Raw genomic sequence first — 18,846 nt, 5'->3', positions numbered from 1 at the left:
CGCGCTCTCGGCGTGCGCCCCCGCGGGCGGGGGCGCGCGGGCGCGTGGGGCTCAGGCGGAGGCGGGGTCGGCGACGGTGCCGTTGGTCTCCGCGATGCGCTCGTGGTGGTGGATCACCTCGGCGATGATGAAGTTCAGGAACTTCTCGGCGAACGCCGGGTCCAGCTTGGCGCTCTCGGCGAGGGCGCGCAGCCGGGCGATCTGCTTCGCCTCGCGGGCCGGATCGGCGGGCGGCAGCTGGTGCCGGGCCTTGAGGTGGCCGACCTGCTGGGTGCACTTGAAGCGCTCGGCGAGCATGTGGACGACGGCCGCGTCGATGTTGTCGATGCTGTCCCGCAGGCGGTCCAGCTCCTCGCGGACGGCGGGGTCGGCGGCACCGGTACCGGTGTTGCTGGTGGTCATGGTGGGTCACCCTACGGGCGGGCACCGGGCCGTCGCACACCGTCTCAGGCCGCGAGAACTCCTCGTACAGTGGGGAGAGGGTCATGGCGTCTTGGGGGTTCGGACGTGGCGAACGGCGGACCGGTCGAGCACGGTTACCCGCACCTGGAGACGGTGCGGGCCGCCGTCACCGCGCTCTACAAGCGGCTCTCGTACGACACCGTCCAGACCTTCTCGGCCAGTGTGGCCCCGGTCGACGTGGCGTTCTGCGACACCGACGACCTGTACCTGGGCGCGCAGCGGGTGGCGCACGAGCTGGTGCGCCACTACCGTCTCCCGGACGCCCGGATGATCGTCTCGTTCCGGGAGATGACGCACGCGGCGAGTGTCGAGCTGGCGGCCGGTCCCGAGTACTTCATCGAGCTGAACGACCGCTTCCGCACCCATCGCCGGGACATCGGCGCGGCTCTGGCGCACGAGGTGATGCACGTGTACCTGCACCGCCTCGGCCTGTCGTTCCCGGGCACCCGGGACAACGAGATCCTCACCGACACGGCGGCGACGTACCTGGGGGCCGGCTGGCTGCTGCTGGACGCCTTCCGGGAGGACGGGGCGTCGTCGCAGAAGCTGGGGTACCTGACGCCGGAGGAGTTCGGCTACGTCCTGGCCAAGCGGGCGCTGGTGTTCGGCGAGGACCCGTCGGTGTGGTTCACCAGTCCGCAGGCGTACACGGCGTACGGCAAGGGGATGGCGCGGGCCCGCCGGGACGAGCGGCAGCCGCCGCTGACCGCGGCCGGCTGGGCGGGCCGCCGCCGCTACGCCCGGGACCGCCGCCACGCCCAGGACCCGCACGCCGTCCCCGCCCTCGCGGCGGACGCCCCGTACGCGTTCACCGCCCGGGAGCGTGGTGCGCTGGGGGTGTCGTTCCCCTGCCCGACCTGCCACCAGCGGATCAGGGTGCCGGTGCGGGGGCGGGTCCGGGCGCGGTGCGGGCTGTGCCGGACGGTGCTGGAGTGCGACACGTAGGCGGCCACGGTCCGGTCAGGGCCGCACGATGCCCTGGGCGCGTGCCGCCGCCAGCCAGGTGGGGAACTCGCCCACCAGCCGGTCGTACAGCTCGGCGTCGGTGACCTTCCGCGGGTCGCGGCCCGCGTGGAAGAACCCGGCGTTGTCGACGACGCGTCTGCCGGGCACCGCCAGGTCGTCGAGCCGGCGCAGGTAGTCGAACTGGCGGCTGTCGGGATCGCCGAAGCCGACGAACTGCCAGAACAGCGGCAGCGGCGCCGCCTTGCACAGGTAGCGCTCGGCGGCGAGCCGGTTGATCGGGCCGCCGTCGGTCTGGAAGACGACCAGGGCGGGGTGGCGGGCGCCGCTGTCCAGGTAGTGGTCGATGACGGCGTCCATGGCCAGGTGGTAGCTGGTTCTGCCCATGTGTCCGAGGTCGGCCACGATCCGCTCGATCCGGCCCCGGTGGTCGGCGAGCGCGATCTCGGTGACCGCGTCGACGTCGGTGGAGAAGAACACGACCGGCACGGTGCCGTCGTCGTCGAGGTGCGCGGACAGGCTCAGCACCCGGTCGGCGAGCGCCTGGACGCTGCCGTCCTTGTAGTACGGCTTCATGGAGCCGGAGTAGTCGACGACCAGGTAGACCGCCGCGCGGGCCCCGTCCAGTCCGTTCTTCGTCAGGGACACCCCGGCGCTCCGGTAGAGGTCGACCAGCGCGGGAGCCGTCTCCCGCACCTTGGTCAGACTGATCGCGGCCATGCGGACTCCCCCGTCACCCCTGGACTTGCGGCATCTGGCTGCCGAGGTTACGGCACGGCGCACCCCGCCTCTCAGCTCGTCCACAGGCGTTCGCTATTTTGTTCGCCGCCGTCCCCACCGGCTCACCGTCCGTCCGTCCCGAGGAGCCGGCCGTGGATTCCGAGTCCACCGTCACGACCTGCTACCGCCATCCGGCGGTGGAGTGCCACGTCCGCTGCACCCGCTGCGAGCGGTACATCTGCCCGGACTGCATGCGTGAGGCTCCCGTGGGCCACCAGTGCCCCGAGTGCGTGAAGGAGGGGGCGCGGTCGGTCCGGCGGGCCCGGACGATCGCCGGCGGCCGGGTCTCCTCGACGCCCGTGGTGACGTACGTCCTGTTCGCGCTCAACGTCCTCGCGTACCTGGCGGAGGTGGTGCGGCCCGAGGTCGTGGACCGGTTCGCCATGGTCGGCGCGCGGCTGGTGGGTCCGGACGGCGGCCACTACGTCTACGAGGGCGTGTACCTCGGGCCCTTCCGGGCCGAGGGCGTGGCCGCGGGCGAGTGGGAGCGCATGCTCACCGGCGCCTTCCTCCACCTGCCGCCGTTCGAGGGGACCTTCGGGTTCCTGCACCTCGCGCTGAACATGGCCGCACTGTGGCAGCTGGGGCGGGTGGTGGAGCTGATGCTCGGCCGGGTGCGTTTCGCCGTCCTGTACCTGATGTCGGCGCTCGGCGGTTCGGTCCTGGTGCTGGTGCTCGCCGACCCCGGGCAGCCCGTGGTCGGCGCGTCGGGCGCGGTCTTCGGTGTGGGCGCCGCGTACTACGTCCTGCACCGGCGGCTGGGCGCGGACATGGCGGCGGTCAACCGTTTCATGGTGTTCCTGCTGCTGTGGCTGGTGGTCTCCGCCGGGCTCACCTCCTGGCAGGGGCACCTGGGCGGGCTGCTGACGGGCGGCGCGCTGGCCGCGGCGTTCGCGTACGCGCCCCGGGACGGGCGCCGGGCGGCGGTGCAGGCGGGCGCCTGCCTGGTGCTACTGGCGCTGCTGACGGTGACGGCGGTGGGCAGGGTTTCGGAACTGACAGGCGGAGGTCTTCCCCTATGAGAGGTATTCCCCGATGAAGCGTGCCGGTGTGCTGCTCCTCGCGGCCGTTCCCGTGATCGCCACGGGGGTGTACTTCGTGATGCCGTCGGACTCGGCCGACGCCCCGGTGGTGCCACCCGTGACGTCCGCGCAGTCCTCCCGCCAGGACGCCAAGAGCCGGGCGGAGGAGGAGCGGGCGGCGGACGACGCGCTGATCGCCGAGCTGCCGCCGGGGCTCGCCGCCCCCGCCAAGAAGGAGCTGGCCCAGCAGCTGGTGTCCAGCGCCGAGAACTCGACGACCCGGTGGCGCACCTCGTACGGCACGATCGAGGACCTCGGCGACGGGTGCGGCTACACGGCGGGCATCATCGGCTTCTGCACGGCCACGCACGACCTGCTGACCCTGGTGGAGCGCTACACGGAGGACCACCCGGACAACGGCCTGGCGGCGTACCTGCCCGCCCTGCGCGAGGTGGACGGCACCGACTCGCACGAGGGCCTGGACCCCGGCTTCCCGGCCGCCTGGCGGGCGGAGGCCGAGCTGCCGGCGTTCCGGGCGGCGCAGGAGGAGGAGCGCGACCGGGTCTACTTCGAACCGGCGGTGCGCCTGGCCAAGCTGGACGGTCTCGGCACGCTGGGCCAGTTCGTCTACTTCGACGCGATGGTCTTCCACGGCCCCGACACGGACGCCGAGGGCTTCTACGGGCTGCGTGAGCGGGCCATGGCGAAGGCGAGGACGCCGGGGCGGGGCGGGGAGGAGAAGGCGTACCTGAAGACCTTCCTGGACGTCCGCCGCGAGGCCATGCTGGCCAAGCGCCCCGGCATCGACACCTCCCGCGTCGACACCGCGCAGCGCCGGTTCCTTCAGGCCGGGAACCTGGCGCTCGACACGCCGCTGGTGTGGGAGATGTACGGGGACACCTACCGGCTGCCGTAGCCGCGCATGCGACGGCGCCTGCCCTTGGTCCGGTCGGGGACGGGGCAGGCGCCATCAGTGTTCCGTACGCCTTTGTACGGGACGTTCTTCGGTTGTTCCGTCCGTCAGACCGCGAGGGCGCGGTCGGTCGGGCGGATCGGGGCCGGCAGTTCGCTGGCCCCGGTCAGGAAGCGGTCGGCGCCGCGGGCGGCGGAGCGGCCCTCGGCGATCGCCCAGACGATGAGCGACTGGCCGCGGCCGGCGTCACCGGCGACGAACACACCCGGCACGTTGGTCTGGAAGTCGGCGTCCCGGGCGATGTTACCCCGTTCGTCGAGCTCCAGGCCGAACTGGTCGACCAGGCCGTTGTCCCGGTCGGTGCCGGTGAAGCCCATGGCGAGGGTGACCAGCTGGGCCGGGATCTTGCGCTCGGTGCCCGGCTTCGGGGTGAGCTTGCCGTCGATGAACTCGACCTCGCTCATGTGCAGCCACTGGACGTTGCCGTCCTCGTCGCCCTCGAAGTGGGTGGTGGAGACGGCGTAGACCCGCTCGCCGCCCTCCTCGTGGGCGCTGGTGACCTTGTAGAGCATGGGGAAGGTCGGCCACGGCTGGCGCACCGCGTCCCGCTCCTCGCCCGGCCGGGGCATGATCTCCAGCTGGGTGACGGAGGCGGCGCCCTGGCGGTGGGCGGTGCCCACGCAGTCGGCGCCGGTGTCGCCGCCGCCGATGACGACGACGTGCTTGCCCTCGGCGGTGATCGGCGGGGCGACGTAGTCGCCCTCCTGGACCTTGTTGGCCAGGGGCAGGTACTCCATGGCCTGGTGGATGCCGTTCAGCTCGCGGCCGGGGACCGGCAGGTCGCGGGCGGTGGTGGCACCGGCGGCGATGACGACGGCGTCGTAGCGCTTCTTCAGGTCGGTCGCCTTGAGGTCGCGGCCGATCTCGACGCCGGTGCGGAAGCGGGTGCCCTCCGCGCGCATCTGCTCGATGCGGCGGTTGATGTGCCGCTTCTCCATCTTGAACTCGGGGATGCCGTACCGCAGGAGGCCGCCGATGCGGTCCGCGCGCTCGTAGACGGCGACGGTGTGGCCGGCCCGGGTGAGCTGCTGGGCGGCGGCCAGGCCGGCCGGGCCCGAGCCGATGACGGCGACGGTCTTGCCGGACAGGCGCTCGGGGATCTGCGGGGCGACGTCCCCGGTCTCCCACGCCTTGTCGATGATCGAGACCTCGACGTTCTTGATGGTGACCGGCGGCTGGTTGATGCCGAGCACGCACGCCGACTCGCACGGAGCCGGGCACAGGCGGCCGGTGAACTCCGGGAAGTTGTTGGTGGCGTGCAGGCGCTCCTGCGCGGCCTGCCAGTCCTCGCGGTAGGCGTAGTCGTTCCACTCGGGGATCAGGTTCCCGAGCGGGCAGCCGTTGTGGCAGAACGGGATGCCGCAGTCCATGCACCGGCTGGCCTGCTTGCTGATGATCGGCAGCAGGGAGCCGGGGACGTAGACCTCGTTCCAGTCCTTGACGCGCTCCTCGACGGGGCGGGTCTTGGCGACCTCGCGTCCGTGGTTCAGGAAGCCCTTGGGATCAGCCATTGGTCGCCGCCTCCATCATCTTCTCGGTGGTCTCGGTCTCGGAGAGACCGGCTCGCTCGGCGGCGTCCTTGGCGGCGAGCACTGCCTTGTACGTACTGGGGATGATCTTGCTGAAGCGCTCCACGGCGGCGGGCCACTCGGCGAGCAGCTTCTCGGCGACGGTCGAGCCCGTCTCCTCCTGGTGCCGGCGCACCACGTCGTGCAGCCACTGCCGGTCGGCGTCGTCGAGGGCCTCGACCGCGCCGGCGTTGCCGGCGTTGACGTTGTCCGGGTCGAGGTCGATGACGTAGGCGATGCCGCCGGACATGCCGGCCGCGAAGTTGCGCCCGGTCTCGCCGAGGACGACCGCGTGGCCGCCGGTCATGTACTCGCAGCCGTGGTCGCCGACGCCCTCGGAGACGACCAGCGCGCCGGAGTTGCGGACGCAGAAGCGCTCGCCGACCTTGCCGCGCAGGAACATCTCGCCGCCGGTGGCGCCGTAGCCGATGGTGTTGCCGGCGATGGTGGAGTACTCGGCGAGGTGGTCGGCGCCCCGGTCGGGGCGGACGACGATCCGGCCGCCGGAGAGGCCCTTGCCGACGTAGTCGTTGGCGTCGCCCTCCAGGCGCAGCGTGATGCCGCGCGGGACGAAGGCGCCGAAGGACTGGCCGGCGGAGCCGGTGAAGGTGATGTCGACGGTGTCGTCGGGCAGGCCCGCGCCGCCGAACTTCTTGGTCACCTCGTGGCCGAGCATGGTGCCGACGGTGCGGTTGATGTTGCGGATGGCGACCTGGGCGCGCACCGGCACGGCGTCGGTGGTGTCCGTGGCGCCGAGCGCGTCCGCCGCGAGCTTGATCAGCTCGTTGTCCAGGGCCTTCTCCAGGCCGTGGTCCTGGACGGTGACCTGGTGGCGCACCGCGCCCTCGGGCAGTTCCGGGACGTGGAACAGCGGGGCCAGGTCCAGGCCCTGCGCCTTCCAGTGGTCGACGGCGCGGGTGACGTCGAGGGCCTCGGCGTGGCCGACGGCCTCCTCGATGGAGCGGAAGCCCAGCTCGGCGAGGATCTCGCGGACCTCTTCGGCGATGAACCGGAAGAAGTTCACGATGTACTCGGCCTTGCCGGAGAAGCGGTCGCGCAGCACCGGGTTCTGGGTGGCGATGCCGACCGGGCAGGTGTCCAGGTGGCAGACGCGCATCATGACGCAGCCGGAGACGACGAGCGGCGCGGTCGCGAAACCGAACTCCTCGGCGCCGAGCAGCGCGGCGATGACGACGTCCCGGCCGGTCTTGAGCTGGCCGTCGGTCTGGACGACGATCCGGTCGCGCAGCCCGTTGAGCAGCAGGGTCTGCTGGGTCTCGGCGAGGCCCAGCTCCCAGGGGCCGCCCGCGTGCTTGAGCGAGGTCAGCGGCGAGGCGCCGGTGCCGCCGTCGTGGCCGGAGATGAGGACGACGTCCGCGTGCGCCTTGGACACGCCCGCCGCGACCGTGCCGACGCCGACCTCGGAGACCAGCTTCACGTGGATGCGGGCCTGCGGGTTGGCGTTCTTCAGGTCGTGGATGAGCTGGGCGAGGTCCTCGATGGAGTAGATGTCGTGGTGCGGCGGCGGGGAGATCAGGCCGACACCGGGGGTGGAGTGCCGGGTCTTGGCGACCCACGGGTACACCTTGTGGCCGGGCAGCTGGCCGCCCTCGCCGGGCTTGGCGCCCTGGGCCATCTTGATCTGGATGTCGTCGGCGTTGACCAGGTACTCGCTGGTGACGCCGAAGCGGCCGGAGGCGACCTGCTTGATCGCGGAGCGGCGCGCCGGGTCGTACAGGCGCTCCGGGTCCTCGCCGCCCTCACCGGTGTTGGACTTGCCGCCCAGCTGGTTCATGGCGATGGCGAGGGTCTCGTGCGCCTCCTGGGAGATGGAGCCGTACGACATGGCGCCGGTGGAGAAGCGCTTGACGATCTCGGAGACGGGCTCGACCTCGTCGACGGGGATCGGCTGCCGGCCCGACTTGAAGCCGAAGAGCCCGCGCAGCGTCATCAGGCGCTCGGACTGCTCGTTCACGCGCTCGGTGTACTTCTTGAAGATGTCGTACTTGCCGGAGCGCGTGGAGTGCTGGAGGCGGAAGACGGTCTCCGGGTCGAACAGGTGCGGCTCGCCCTCGCGGCGCCACTGGTACTCGCCGCCGATGTCCAGCGCGCGGTGGGCGGGCGCGATGCCGCTGGCCGGGTAGGCCTTGGCGTGGCGGGCGGCGACCTCCTTGGCGATGACGTCGATGCCGACGCCGCCGATCTTGGTGGCCGTGCCGTTGAAGTACTTGGCGACGAAGGCCTCGTCGAGACCGACGGCCTCGAAGACCTGGGCGCCTCGGTAGGAGGCGACGGTGGAGATGCCCATCTTGGACATGACCTTGAGGACGCCCTTGCCGAGAGCGTAGATCAGGTTCCGGATGGCCTGCTCGGGCTCGGCGTCCGGCAGGAAGGTGCCCGCGCGGACCAGGTCCTCGACGGACTCCATGGCCAGGTACGGGTTGACGGCGGCGGCGCCGTAGCCGATGAGCAGGGCGACGTGGTGGACCTCGCGGACGTCGCCGGCCTCGACCAGCAGGCCCACCTGGGTGCGCTGCTTGGTGCGGATGAGGTGGTGGTGGACGGCGGCGGTGAGCAGCAGCGACGGGATCGGGGCGTGCTCGGCGTCCGAGTGGCGGTCGGACAGGACGATGAGCCGGGCGCCGTTCTCGATGGCGGCGTCGGCCTCGGCGCAGATCTCGTCTATGCGCGCGGCCAGCGCGTCGCCGCCGCCGTGCACCCGGTAGAGGCCGGAGAGGGTCGCGGCCTTGAAGCCGGGCATGTCGCCGTCGGCGTTGATGTGGATGAGCTTGGCCAGCTCGTCGTTGTCGATGACCGGGAAGGGCAGCAGGACGCTGCGGCAGGAGGCGGCCGTCGGGTCAAGGAGGTTGCCCTGCGGGCCCAGCGAGGAGCGCAGGGAGGTGACCAGTTCCTCGCGGATGGCGTCCAGCGGCGGGTTGGTGACCTGCGCGAAGAGCTGGGTGAAGTAGTCGAAGAGCAGCCGGGGACGCTCGGACAGCGCGGCGATCGGCGAGTCGGTGCCCATCGAGCCGATCGGCTCGGCGCCGGCCTTGGCCATCGGCGCGAGGATGACGCGCAGCTCCTCCTCGGTGTACCCGAAGGTCTGCTGGCGGCGGGTGACCGAGGCGTGGGTGTGCACGATGTGCTCGCGCTCGGGCAGGTCGGACAGCTCGATCTCGCCGGCCTCGACCCACTCGGCGTACGGCTTCTCCGCCGCGAGCCGGGCCTTGATCTCGTCGTCCTCGATGATGCGGTGCTCGGCGGTGTCCACCAGGAACATGCGGCCGGGCTGGAGGCGGCCCTTGCGGACGACCTTCGCGGGGTCGATGTCGAGGACGCCGACCTCGGAGCCGAGGACGACGAGGCCGTCGTCGGTGACCCAGTAGCGGCCGGGGCGCAGGCCGTTGCGGTCGAGCACGGCGCCGACCTGGGTGCCGTCGGTGAAGGTGACGCAGGCGGGGCCGTCCCAGGGCTCCATCAGCGTGGAGTGGAACTGGTAGAAGGCGCGCCGGGCCGGATCCATGGAGTCGTGGTTCTCCCACGCCTCCGGGATCATCATCAGCACGGAGTGCGGCAGCGAGCGCCCGCCCAGGTGCAGCAGCTCCAGGACCTCGTCGAAGGAGGCGGAGTCGGAGGCGTCCGGCGTACAGACCGGGAAGAGCCGCTCCAGGTCCGAGGACGAGCCGAACAGGTCGGAGGCGAGCTGGGACTCGCGGGCGACCATCCAGTTGCGGTTGCCCTTGACCGTGTTGATCTCGCCGTTGTGCGCGACGAAGCGGTACGGGTGGGCGAGCGGCCAGCTCGGGAAGGTGTTGGTGGAGAACCGGGAGTGCACGAGCGCGATCGCGGAGGCGAAGCGGCGGTCGGACAGGTCCGGGAAGAAGGGCTCGAGCTGGCCGGTGGTCAGCATGCCCTTGTAGACGATGGTCCGCGCGGACAGCGACGGGAAGTAGACGCCGACCTCGCGCTCGGCGCGCTTGCGCAGCGCGAAGGCGCGGCGGTCGAGGGCGATGCCCTGGGAGGCGCCGTCGGTCACGAAGATCTGGCGGAAGACCGGCATGGTCGAGCGGGCGGTGGCGCCCAGCATCTGCGGGGCGACCGGGACCTCGCGCCAGCCGAGGACGGTGAGGCCCTCTTCGGCGGCGATCGTCTCGATGCGTGAGACGGCGTCCTCGGTGCCGTCGACCGGCAGGAAGGCGATGCCGGCGGCGTACCCCCCGGCCTCGGGCAGCTCGAATCCGGCCACCTCGCGGAAGAAGGCGTCCGGCACCTGGGAGAGGATGCCCGCGCCGTCGCCCGAGTCGGGCTCGGAGCCGGTGGCACCGCGGTGCTCCAGGTTGCGCAGCACGGTGAGCGCCTGGTCGACCAGGGTGTGCGAAGCCTCGCCGGTGAGAGTGGCGACGAAACCGACGCCGCAGGCGTCGTGCTCGTTGCGGGGGTCGTACATACCCTGCGCAGCAGGGCGAGCATCCATGAAGGACCACTTCTGGCCATTCGCGGAGTGCTGGGACGGCTGGCGCGGCGTACGCATCGGCTCTCCCGTCGTCGTCATCTGGCATGTGCAAGTGCCGAGGGACGACGTTGGCCCTCTGCGTGAGATCAAAATTTCGTGCAGGTTACATGATGGAGCGGTTCTCGGGAAGCGGGATAATCCGTTCCACCATGCGGACACCGAGGGGTTCGCGGCGGGGTACCGCGCCCGGCGGTGGAAGCTGTGGCGACCGGAGCGAACAGATCGATGTCCGTCGGCCGAAGGGCGCGGAGAAGGCTTCGTCGCCCACTCCGCGAGCGCGCGGCGAGCCTCATTGCCCACAGCGCTTACGGCTCATGCCCGGGGATCACGCACTCGAAACCAGCGAGTAACGGTTACTTATGCGGTCCGACGCATAAGTCCGAGCCGGGCTATCCTACGGCCGTTCCGAACAGCGTGCCCAGGACGTACGTCACACCGGCCGCCGCGCCACCGAGGGCGAGCTGCCGCAGCCCGCTGTACCACCAGCTGCGCGCGGTCACCTTGGCGACCACCGCGCCGCACAGGAACAGCCCGGCCAGCGCGAGCAGCACGGCGGGCCACAGGGCGTCGGCGCCGAGCAGGAACGGCAGGACGGGCAGCAGGGCGCCCAGCGCGAAGGAACCGAACGACGACACCGCCGCGACCGCCGGCGAGGGCAGGTCGCCGGGGTCGATGCCCAGCTCCTCGCGGGCGTGTATCTCCAGGGCCTGCTCGGGGTCGCGGGACAGCTGCCGGGCCACCTCGCGCGCGAGGCCCTCGCCCACACCCCGCGCCGCGTAGAGGGCGGCCAGCTCGGCCTCCTCGTCCGCCGGGTGCTTGCGCAGCTCCCGGCGCTCCACGTCCAGTTCGGCCTCGACCAGCTCACGCTGCGAGGCGACCGAGGTGTACTCGCCGGCGGCCATGGAGAAGGCGCCGGCGGCCAGGCCGGCGAGCCCGCTGAGGACGACGGTCTGCTGGCTCGCGGCCCCGGCGACACCGGTCATCAGGGCGAGGTTGGAGACCAGACCGTCCATGGCGCCGAAGACGGCGGGGCGCAGCCAGCCGCCGTTGACGTCGCGGTGGGTGTGGTTGTCGCGGTGCGCCTCGTGCAGCGGCGCCTCGGTTTCGATGATGGCCATAAGGGTGCCCCCGAATGCTTCTCTGGACTGGTTCTACTTCTCGACAACACCAAATCTACGTCGATCATTTCCGCCTCGCCAGCAAGGAAAGGCTGGGCTTACCTGCGGTTTTACCCTTCTGCGCTCATCCGTGATCTTCACTGCACAGATGTCGACCGGGTGACTCTGGGGCCCGTGAGGCTGCGGGGCGTCCGGCACCGGGGAGACATCCGCAAAGGGAGAGGAGAGGCCGCATGGCATCCACCGCCTGCGTTCCCCCGGCCCCCGCGTCCGGGGACGCCGTCGGACTCCGCGAACGGGCCCGGGGCGCGCTGCTGGGACTGGCCGTCGGGGACGCCCTCGGGGCACCGGCCGAGAACATGAAGCCCTCCGAGATCCGCGCCCGCTGGGGCCGCATCACGGGGTACGTCGCCCAGAAGCCGGCCGGCACCGACGACACCGAGTACGCGATCTTCTCCGGCCTGCTGCTGGCCCGTCACGGTTCGGCGCTCACCGCGGCCCACGTGGAGGCGGCCTGGCACGAGTGGATCGCGGACCGGGAGGAGGGGCCGTTCCGGGGCGCGGGCTTCAGTGAGCGCGGCACCCTGGAGAACCTGCGCCGGGGACTGGCCGCCCCCATCTCCGCCCAGCACCGCCACGCCTGGAGCGACGGGCTGGCCATGCGGGCGGCGCCCTACGGCGTCTTCGCGGCGGGCCGGCCCGCCGAGGCGGCCCGGCTGGTGGCGATCGACGGCTCGGTCAGCCACGACGGCGAGGGCATCTACGGCGGCCAGGCGGTGGCGGCGGGGGTCGCGGCGGCGATGGCGGGGGCGCCGGCCGTCGCCGTGGTGGCCTCCGCCCTGGCCGTCGTCCCGGACGACTCCTGGACGGCCCGCTGTCTGCGCCGCGCGATGAACGCGGCCCACCTCGGGGAACGCGCCGTGCGCACCGCGGTGGTCATCGGCGGCTACCCCTGGACCGACCTGGCCCCGGAGGCGGTCGCCCTCGCCTTCGGCGCGTACGCGGCGGCCGACGGCGACTTCACGGACGCGGTGCTCACGGCCGTCAACATGGGCCGCGACGCCGACACGACGGCGGCGGTGGCCGGCGCCCTGGCCGGCGCGACCCGGGGAGCCGCCGCGATCCCGGCCGACTGGGCCTCGGCCATCGGCCCGGCCCGCGGCACCTGCCTGCCCGCCATGGCCGGCCACCACGTCCTGGAGGTGGCGGACCTGCTGACCCGGGCCGCGCAGGAGGCGGCACGGGGGACAGGGGCGCGGGGCAGCCTGACACCGGCCCACGGCCCCTCCCCGGACGACGGACCCCCGCCGCACCACGAACCCGCCCCGCACCAGGACTCCACCCCGCACCGACCACCCACCCCGGACAACGCGGCCGCCCCGGACCACGAACCCGCGCCGGAGAAGGAGACCACCCCCCTCCCCCACGGCGGCGACCCGATGGCGTCGGGGGTGGGGCGGTGACCAGGACACGTCCCGTCGGTGAGGAACCCGCCACCACCGCGTACGTCGCCGCCCCCGGCGCACCGGACGTGTCCGCGCCCACCGGAAGCGGACACCGGCCGGGGACGGGAAGCGACGCCACCCGCGCCGAGACCGGGCACCCGCCGGCGCCCCCGGCCGGAGACGGGCACCGCCCGGAAGCGGACGTGGCCGCCGCCCCCGCGCGCGCCGACCGCATCGAAGGGCTGCTCCTCGGGCTCGCCGCCGGAGACGCCGCCGGCTGGCCCGCCGCCCGGCACCGGGCCGCGCGGATGCCGGAGTGGACCCGCCGCCTCACCCGCGAGCTGGACACCTTCGCCGAGCAGAACGCGACCACCACCCTCCCCGTGCCCATCGCCCTCAACCAGCCCCCCGAGCCACTGCGCCTCGGCCCCTCCGACGACGCCGAGTGGGCGGCGTTCTCGGCGGAGGCGGTGCTGCGGGCCGGGGACGACAGCGCGCTCGGCGACCTCGGCCGGGAGCGCCGGATGCGGGCGGCGATCGACCTGACCTGGAACGCCGTCGCCAGCGAGGTGGCCGCCGCCACGGCACGCGCCCCGGAGGCCGAGTCGGCGGTCCTGCCGCTGCGGGCCCGCATCTCGGTCCGGGCCGGGCTCGGCAACCTCGCCACCGGACTGCGCCCGCCCGCCACCGGCCACGACAACCCGCACTACTTCGACGACGCCGCCTGCGTCCGCGCCTGCGTCCTCGCCGTCGCCCACCCCGGCGACCCGCGGGGCGCCGCCGGACTCGCCGAGTTCGACGCCCGCTACACCCAGGACGGCGACGGTGTGCGGGGCGCCCGGGCCATGGCGGCGGCAGTCGCGTGCGCCCTCGTCGGCGCCGACGTGGACACCTGCGTGGCGGCCGCGCTCGCCGAACTCCCCGAGGAGACGGAGATCGGCCGCAACGCCCGGCACGCCCTGGCACTGGCGGCGGACGCCGAGAGCGCCTTCGCCGTCGTCCCCCTGCTGGAGCACCAGATCGTCGACCACGTCTACAGCTACGGCATCGCCGCCGCCGAGACCGTCCCGGTCGCCCTCGCCCTGGCCACCGCCGCCCGGGGCCGCATCGCGGAGGCGGTACCGGCGGCGGCCTGCCTGTCCAGGGTCGCGGACTCCGCCCCGGCCCTCGCGGGCGCCCTCACCGGCGCGCTGGGCGGCGGCACGGCGATCCCCGCCTCCTGGCGGGAGACCTGCCGCACCCTCCCCGGCTGCGTGCTGCCCCGCCTCACCGGCACCGACCTGGTGGAGCTGGCCGCACTCCTGCACGCCACGCAACCGTCACGACCCGAAGGGCGCCCCGCGACATGACCCCCACCCCCGCCCCCACCCCCACCCCGACGGAGAACGGCACCGCGAGCAACGGCACCGCGAGCCTGGAGGAGCGCGTCACCGGCGCCCTCGTCGGCGCGGCCGTCGGCGACGCCCTCGGCGGCCCCGTCGAGGGCTACTCCCCCGAGCAGATCCTCGAACGCCACGGCGGCCGCGTCCACGGCGTCGTCGGCCCCTGGAACGGCGACTCCTGGCGCACCGCCCGCCCCATCGCGCCGTACCACAAGGGCGACGGCCACGTCACCGACGACACCCTGATGACCCACGCGCTGGTCCGGGTGTACGGCACGGTCCGCGACCACCTCGACGCCCACGCCGTCGCCGAGCACCTGGTCCCGGACCTGATGACGCACCCGCGCTGGATCCCGGAACTGGAGGCCGAGGCCCTCCCCCTCCAGCGGATCTTCCTCGCGGAGAAGTGGCTCGTGGCACGGCTCCACTACGGCCACGTGGACCCGCGCGAGGCGGGCACCGGGAACATCGTCAACTGCGGCGCCGCGATGTACATGGCCCCCGTCGGCCTGGTCAACGCCGCCGACCCGGCGGGCGCGTACGCCGAGGCGCTGGACGTCGCGGGCGCGCACCAGTCGTCGTACGGCAGGGAGGCGGCCGGTGTCCTCGCGGCGGCGGTGGCCGCGGCCTGCGCACCGGGGGCGACGCCGGACTCGGTGGTGTCGGCCTGCCTGTCCCTGGCGAAGGACGGCACCCGGACGGCGATCGAGGCGGTCTGCGAGACGGCCTCGCGGTACTCGGACTTCGAGTCGGCACTCGTACCGCTGCGGGAGGCGGTGGCCCCGTACGACACGGTGGGGCCCGACTACCGCGCCCCCTCGCTCGGCGCCCGCCGCCCGTCCCGCCTGCACGCGATCGAGGAACTGCCCGTCGCCCTCGGCATGCTGCTGGTCTCCGGCGGCGACTACCGGCACGCGGTGCTCGGCGCGGTCAACTACGGCCGCGACTGCGACTCCACCGCCACGATGGTCGGCGCGCTGGCCGGGGCGCTGGGCTCGCCGGTCCCGGAGGACTGGGCGAAGACCGTCGCGGAGGCGAGCCGCCTGGACCTGTGGGAACCGGCCGCGACGCTCACCGCGGTAGCCCGGGAGGTCTTCGCGCGCGACGTGGCGCGGCGCCGCGCCCACGAGCGGGCGTTCACCGCGATCGGAGGCGCGGGATGCTCCGGCTGACCTGGGTCCAGCCCGAGGACCTGATCGGGCACGAGCTGCGCCAGGCCGGGCAGGACGGCCGTGATCCGTCGGCGGTCGCGGCGGCCGCGGCCCGCTGGGAGGCGGCGGGCGGCCCCGCGGCCCCCGCCAGGGCCGGCTCCTCGCCCGAGCCGGCCCCCGCCCGCCTGCGCCACCTGGCGGTGGAACTGCTGGACGAACTGGACGGTCTGCCGAGCCCGCTGACGGCCCGGGAGCCGACGGACCTGCACGACATCAAGGCGCTGTGCCCCGACTGGCCCGCGCCCGCCTCCCCGCCGGCCGTGTCGCACGCCGGGCGCCTGGAAGCCGCCTGGCTGGGCCGGGCCGTCGGCTGCCTGCTCGGCAAACCGGTCGAGAAGCTCCCGCTGACCGGCATCCGCCGCCTCGCCCGCGCCGCCGGGAACTGGCCGCCGACCACCTACTTCACCGCCCGGGGCGTCCCGGCGGACCTCCTCGCCGCCCACCCCTGGAACCGCCGCTCCGCGCCCACCTCCCTCGCCGAGAACATCGACGGCATGCCGGAGGACGACGACCTCAACTACCCCCTCCTCAACCTCCTGCTCCTCCAGCGCCACGGCAAGGACTTCAGCACCGCCGACGTGGCCCGCGTCTGGCTCGACGAACTCCCCGCCGGCCGCACCTTCACCGCCGAGCGCGTCGCCTACCGCAACCTCCTCGCCGGCCTCGAACCGCCGCACACCGCCCGCCGGCACAACCCCTTCCGTGAATGGATCGGCGCCCTGATCCGCGCCGACGCGCACGGCTGGACCAACCCCGGCGACCCGGCCGCCGCCGCCGAGCAGGCCCACCGCGACGCGACCCTCACCCACACCGCGGGCGGCGTCCACGCGGCGATGTTCGCGGCGGCCGTCATCGCCACCGCCGCCGGCGGCACGCACGACGTCCACGCCTGTCTGCGCGCCGGCCTCACAGTGGTCCCGCCCGGCTCCCGCCTCGCCGAGGCCGTCCGTCACGCCGTCCGCCTGGCCGCGGCCCACGCCGGCTTCGACACGGTCGTGGACGCGCTCCACGCCCGGTACTCCCCCACCCACCACTGGGTCCACGCGATCCCCAACACCGCCCTGATCGCCGCCGCCCTCACCCACGCGGACGGCGACTTCACCGGCTCGGTCTCCCGCGCGGTGTCGGGCGGCTGGGACACCGACTCCAACGGCGCCACCGCCGGCTGCGTCGCCGGACTCCTCGCCGGTTCCCCCGCCGCGCTGCCCGAGCACTGGACGGCCCCGCTGAAGAACCGCCTGGCCACCTCGGTCGGCGACTTCGACCAAGCCGGCTTCGACACCCTCGCCCACCTCACCCACAGGGAGGCCACCCGCCCATGCTCCCGGCCCCGCACCTGACGTCCCCCGCGCCCGCGCCCCTGACCGGCCTGCGCGTCCTCGACCTCGCCACCCTCTTCGCGGGCCCCCTCGCGGCCACCATGCTCGGCGACTTCGGGGCCGAGGTCGTCAAGGTCGAACACCCCGAGCGGCCCGACCCGTCCCGGGGCCACGGCCCGTCCAAGGACGGCGTCGGCCTGTGGTGGAAGCTGCTCGGCCGCAACAAGCGCACCATCACCCTGGACCTGTCCAAGCCCGCCGGCCGCACCACCCTGCTGCGCCTCGCCGCGACCGCGGACGTCGTCATCGAGAACTTCCGCCCGGGCACCCTGGAGAAGTGGGACCTGGGCTGGGACGAGCTGTCCGCCGTCAACCCCCGCCTGGTGCTGACCCGGGTCACCGGTTTCGGCCAGTTCGGCCCGTACGCGCGCCGCCCCGGCTTCGGCACCCTCGCCGAGGCCATGAGCGGTTTCGCCGCGATGACCGGCGAGCCCGACGCGCCCCCTACACTGCCCCCGTTCGGCCTCGCCGACTCGATCGCCGCCCTGGCCACGTCGTACGCCGTGATGACGGCGCTGGCCGCCCGGGACCGCACCGGCGAGGGCCAGGTCGTCGACATGGCGATCATCGAACCGATCCTGACCGTGCTGGGCCCGCAGCCCATCTGGTACGACCAGCTCGGCCACGTCCAGCCCCGCACCGGCAACCGCTCCCAGAACAACGCCCCGCGCAACACCTACCGCACCGCCGACGGCACCTGGGTCGCCGTCTCCACCTCGGCCCAGTCGGTCGCCGAGCGCGTGATGCGCCTGGTGGGGCGCCCGGAGCTGATCGACGAGCCCTGGTTCGGGTCGGGCGCCGACCGGGCCCGGCACGCCGACGTGCTGGACGCGGCGGTCGGCGACTGGATCGCCCGGCACTCCCGCGCCGACGTGCTCGCCGCCTTCGAGAAGGCCGAGGCGGCGGTCGCCCCGGTCCAGGACGTCCGGGACGTGATGACCGACCCGCAGTACCTGGCCCTCGACACGGTCACCACCGTCGACGATCCCGAGCTGGGCCCGCTGCGCATGCAGAACGTCCTCTTCCGGCTCTCCGCGACCCCGGGCGCGATCCGCTGGGCGGGCCGCCCGCACGGCGCGGACACCGAGGAGGTGCTGACCGAGCTGGGCTTCACCCCGGCGGACGTGAAAGAGCTGCGTGAGGAGGGCGTCGTATGACCGCACACCCGCTGACCTGGTTGTACGCCCCAGGCGACCGGCCCCCGGTGGTCGCCAAGGCGCTGGCCGCCGGTGCCGACGTCGTGGTGGTCGACCTGGAGGACGCGGTCGCCCCGGACCGCAAGGAGTACGCCCGCGAGGCCACCGCCGAGCTGCTCGCCGAGCCGCAGCCGGTGCCGGTCCACGTGCGGGTCAACGCCCTGGACGGCCCGTTCGCCGGGGCGGACCTGGCGGCACTGGCCGCGCTGCCGGGGCTGTCCGGGCTGCGGCTGCCGAAGGTGACGTCGCCGGAGCAGATCACCGGCGTCGCGGCGGCCACCGGCGGCCCGCCGCTGTACGCGCTGCTGGAGACGGCCCGGGGCGTGGAGCGGGCGTACCCGATCGCCGCCGCGCATCCGGCGCTGCGCGGCATCGCCCTCGGCGAGGCGGATCTCCGCGCCGACCTGGGTGTACGCGGTGACGCGGGCCTGGACTGGTCGCGGGCGCGGGTGGTCGTGGCCGCGCGGGCGGCGGGTCTGGCGCCGCCGTCGCAGACGGTGCATCCGGACACCCGGGACCTGGAGGGCCTGGCGGCGTCCTGCGCCCACGGCCGGGCCCTGGGCTTCCTCGGCCGCGCCGCGATCCACCCCCGCCAGCTGCCGATCATCGAGCGGGCGTACCTGCCCACGGAGCGGGAGCTGGAGGAGGCGGAGACGATCGTCAAGGCGGCCACCGCGCAGCCGGGCGCGCTGGCGCTGCCGGACGGCCGGTTCGTCGACGCGGCGGTGGTGGCGACGGCCCGGCGCACCCTGTCGCTGGCCCGGCGGCCGGCTCTGTCCTGACCCCCGCGTCCCGGCGTACGCCGAGGGGCGCCCGGGATGTCCCGGACGCCCC

General features: G+C 73.6%; 14 protein-coding genes. 9 read left to right on the top strand and 5 right to left on the bottom strand.

All coding sequences use genetic code 11. From position 1 onward, the window contains the following. Positions 1 to 51 precede the first annotated feature (51 nt). Positions 52 to 402 (bottom strand): chorismate mutase, encoded by a 351-nt coding sequence (locus ACFIF2_RS11785; RefSeq protein ID WP_395572530.1) that lies wholly within the window; start codon positions 400 to 402, stop codon positions 52 to 54. A 105-nt stretch (positions 403 to 507) separates the two neighbouring features. On the opposite strand from ACFIF2_RS11785, the gene ACFIF2_RS11780 reads away from it, so the two are divergent. Then, on the top strand, positions 508 to 1,407 hold the full coding sequence (locus ACFIF2_RS11780) for a hypothetical protein (protein WP_395572529.1): 900 nt from the start codon (positions 508 to 510) through the stop codon (positions 1,405 to 1,407). A gap of 15 nt (positions 1,408 to 1,422) precedes the next feature. On the opposite strand, the gene ACFIF2_RS11775 is transcribed toward ACFIF2_RS11780, so the two are convergent. Continuing rightward, a complete protein-coding gene (locus tag ACFIF2_RS11775) occupies positions 1,423 to 2,145 on the bottom strand; it encodes a vWA domain-containing protein (RefSeq protein ID WP_395572528.1) in 723 nt (240 codons plus the stop codon). Positions 2,146 to 2,297: 152 nt separating this feature from the next. On the opposite strand from ACFIF2_RS11775, the gene ACFIF2_RS11770 reads away from it, so the two are divergent. Together ACFIF2_RS11770 and ACFIF2_RS11765 are read left to right on the top strand one after the other, a co-directional pair. Then, positions 2,298 to 3,227 carry a rhomboid family intramembrane serine protease gene (locus tag ACFIF2_RS11770; protein WP_395572527.1) on the top strand — a complete coding sequence of 310 codons (930 nt, stop codon included), beginning with the start codon at positions 2,298 to 2,300 and terminating at the stop codon, positions 3,225 to 3,227. A 13-nt stretch (positions 3,228 to 3,240) separates the two neighbouring features. Next, on the top strand, positions 3,241 to 4,143 hold the full coding sequence (locus ACFIF2_RS11765; protein WP_395572525.1) for a chitosanase: 903 nt from the start codon (positions 3,241 to 3,243) through the stop codon (positions 4,141 to 4,143). A 104-nt stretch (positions 4,144 to 4,247) separates the two neighbouring features. Here the strand turns inward: ACFIF2_RS11765 and ACFIF2_RS11760 are convergent, their stop codons facing one another. The 3 genes from ACFIF2_RS11760 to ACFIF2_RS11750 all read right to left on the bottom strand — a co-directional run bounded on the left by ACFIF2_RS11760 (position 4,248) and on the right by ACFIF2_RS11750 (position 11,399). Then, a complete protein-coding gene (locus tag ACFIF2_RS11760) occupies positions 4,248 to 5,711 on the bottom strand; it encodes a glutamate synthase subunit beta (RefSeq protein ID WP_395572524.1) in 1,464 nt (487 codons plus the stop codon). Then, the gene (gene gltB / locus ACFIF2_RS11755) at positions 5,704 to 10,242 is read right to left on the bottom strand and encodes a glutamate synthase large subunit (RefSeq protein ID WP_395572523.1); all 4,539 of its coding nucleotides are present in this window, start codon (positions 10,240 to 10,242) and stop codon (positions 5,704 to 5,706) included. Before gltB ends, ACFIF2_RS11760 begins: the two co-directional genes overlap by 8 nt. 428 nt (positions 10,243 to 10,670) lie before the next feature. Further along, positions 10,671 to 11,399: a VIT1/CCC1 transporter family protein gene (locus tag ACFIF2_RS11750; RefSeq protein ID WP_395572521.1), complete on the bottom strand. Its 729-nt coding sequence runs from the start codon at positions 11,397 to 11,399 to the stop codon at positions 10,671 to 10,673. Positions 11,400 to 11,632: 233 nt separating this feature from the next. Between ACFIF2_RS11750 and ACFIF2_RS11745 the strand changes: the two genes are divergently transcribed. The 6 genes from ACFIF2_RS11745 to ACFIF2_RS11720 are packed head-to-tail and all read left to right on the top strand — an operon-like array spanning position 11,633 to position 18,794. Next, positions 11,633 to 12,862, top strand: a complete 1,230-nt coding sequence (locus ACFIF2_RS11745; protein ID WP_395572520.1) for an ADP-ribosylglycohydrolase family protein — start codon at positions 11,633 to 11,635, stop codon at positions 12,860 to 12,862. Further along, positions 12,859 to 14,193, top strand: coding sequence for an ADP-ribosylglycohydrolase family protein (locus tag ACFIF2_RS11740; protein WP_395572519.1), 1,335 nt, complete (start codon positions 12,859 to 12,861; stop codon positions 14,191 to 14,193). Before ACFIF2_RS11745 ends, ACFIF2_RS11740 begins: the two co-directional genes overlap by 4 nt. After that, entirely contained in the window at positions 14,190 to 15,398 is a 1,209-nt protein-coding gene (locus tag ACFIF2_RS11735) for an ADP-ribosylglycohydrolase family protein (RefSeq protein WP_395572518.1), read from the top strand. Before ACFIF2_RS11740 ends, ACFIF2_RS11735 begins: the two co-directional genes overlap by 4 nt. After that, on the top strand, positions 15,386 to 16,777 hold the full coding sequence (locus ACFIF2_RS11730) for an ADP-ribosylglycohydrolase family protein (RefSeq protein ID WP_395572517.1): 1,392 nt from the start codon (positions 15,386 to 15,388) through the stop codon (positions 16,775 to 16,777). Before ACFIF2_RS11735 ends, ACFIF2_RS11730 begins: the two co-directional genes overlap by 13 nt. Continuing rightward, on the top strand, positions 16,756 to 17,973 hold the full coding sequence (locus ACFIF2_RS11725; RefSeq protein ID WP_395572516.1) for a CaiB/BaiF CoA transferase family protein: 1,218 nt from the start codon (positions 16,756 to 16,758) through the stop codon (positions 17,971 to 17,973). Before ACFIF2_RS11730 ends, ACFIF2_RS11725 begins: the two co-directional genes overlap by 22 nt. Then, positions 17,970 to 18,794, top strand: coding sequence for an HpcH/HpaI aldolase/citrate lyase family protein (locus ACFIF2_RS11720; protein ID WP_395572515.1), 825 nt, complete (start codon positions 17,970 to 17,972; stop codon positions 18,792 to 18,794). Before ACFIF2_RS11725 ends, ACFIF2_RS11720 begins: the two co-directional genes overlap by 4 nt. Positions 18,795 to 18,846 lie beyond the last annotated feature (52 nt).

The organism is Streptomyces sp. BK79 (assembly GCF_044142145.1).
GTDB lineage: Bacteria > Actinomycetota > Actinomycetes > Streptomycetales > Streptomycetaceae > Streptomyces.
This window is presented reverse-complemented; position numbering and strand designations above follow the sequence as displayed.

Coding starts and splice junctions, on each gene's coding strand:
- ACFIF2_RS11785 (WP_395572530.1), bottom strand. CDS start 402: ATGACCACCAGCAACACCGGTACCGGTGCCGCCGACCCCGCCGTCCGC.
- ACFIF2_RS11775 (WP_395572528.1), bottom strand. CDS start 2,145: ATGGCCGCGATCAGTCTGACCAAGGTGCGGGAGACGGCTCCCGCGCTG.
- ACFIF2_RS11765 (WP_395572525.1), top strand. CDS start 3,241: ATGAAGCGTGCCGGTGTGCTGCTCCTCGCGGCCGTTCCCGTGATCGCC.
- ACFIF2_RS11760 (WP_395572524.1), bottom strand. CDS start 5,711: ATGGCTGATCCCAAGGGCTTCCTGAACCACGGACGCGAGGTCGCCAAG.
- gltB (WP_395572523.1), bottom strand. CDS start 10,242: ATGGATGCTCGCCCTGCTGCGCAGGGTATGTACGACCCCCGCAACGAG.
- ACFIF2_RS11750 (WP_395572521.1), bottom strand. CDS start 11,399: ATGGCCATCATCGAAACCGAGGCGCCGCTGCACGAGGCGCACCGCGAC.
- ACFIF2_RS11745 (WP_395572520.1), top strand. CDS start 11,633: ATGGCATCCACCGCCTGCGTTCCCCCGGCCCCCGCGTCCGGGGACGCC.
- ACFIF2_RS11735 (WP_395572518.1), top strand. CDS start 14,190: ATGACCCCCACCCCCGCCCCCACCCCCACCCCGACGGAGAACGGCACC.
- ACFIF2_RS11730 (WP_395572517.1), top strand. CDS start 15,386: ATGCTCCGGCTGACCTGGGTCCAGCCCGAGGACCTGATCGGGCACGAG.
- ACFIF2_RS11725 (WP_395572516.1), top strand. CDS start 16,756: ATGCTCCCGGCCCCGCACCTGACGTCCCCCGCGCCCGCGCCCCTGACC.
- ACFIF2_RS11720 (WP_395572515.1), top strand. CDS start 17,970: ATGACCGCACACCCGCTGACCTGGTTGTACGCCCCAGGCGACCGGCCC.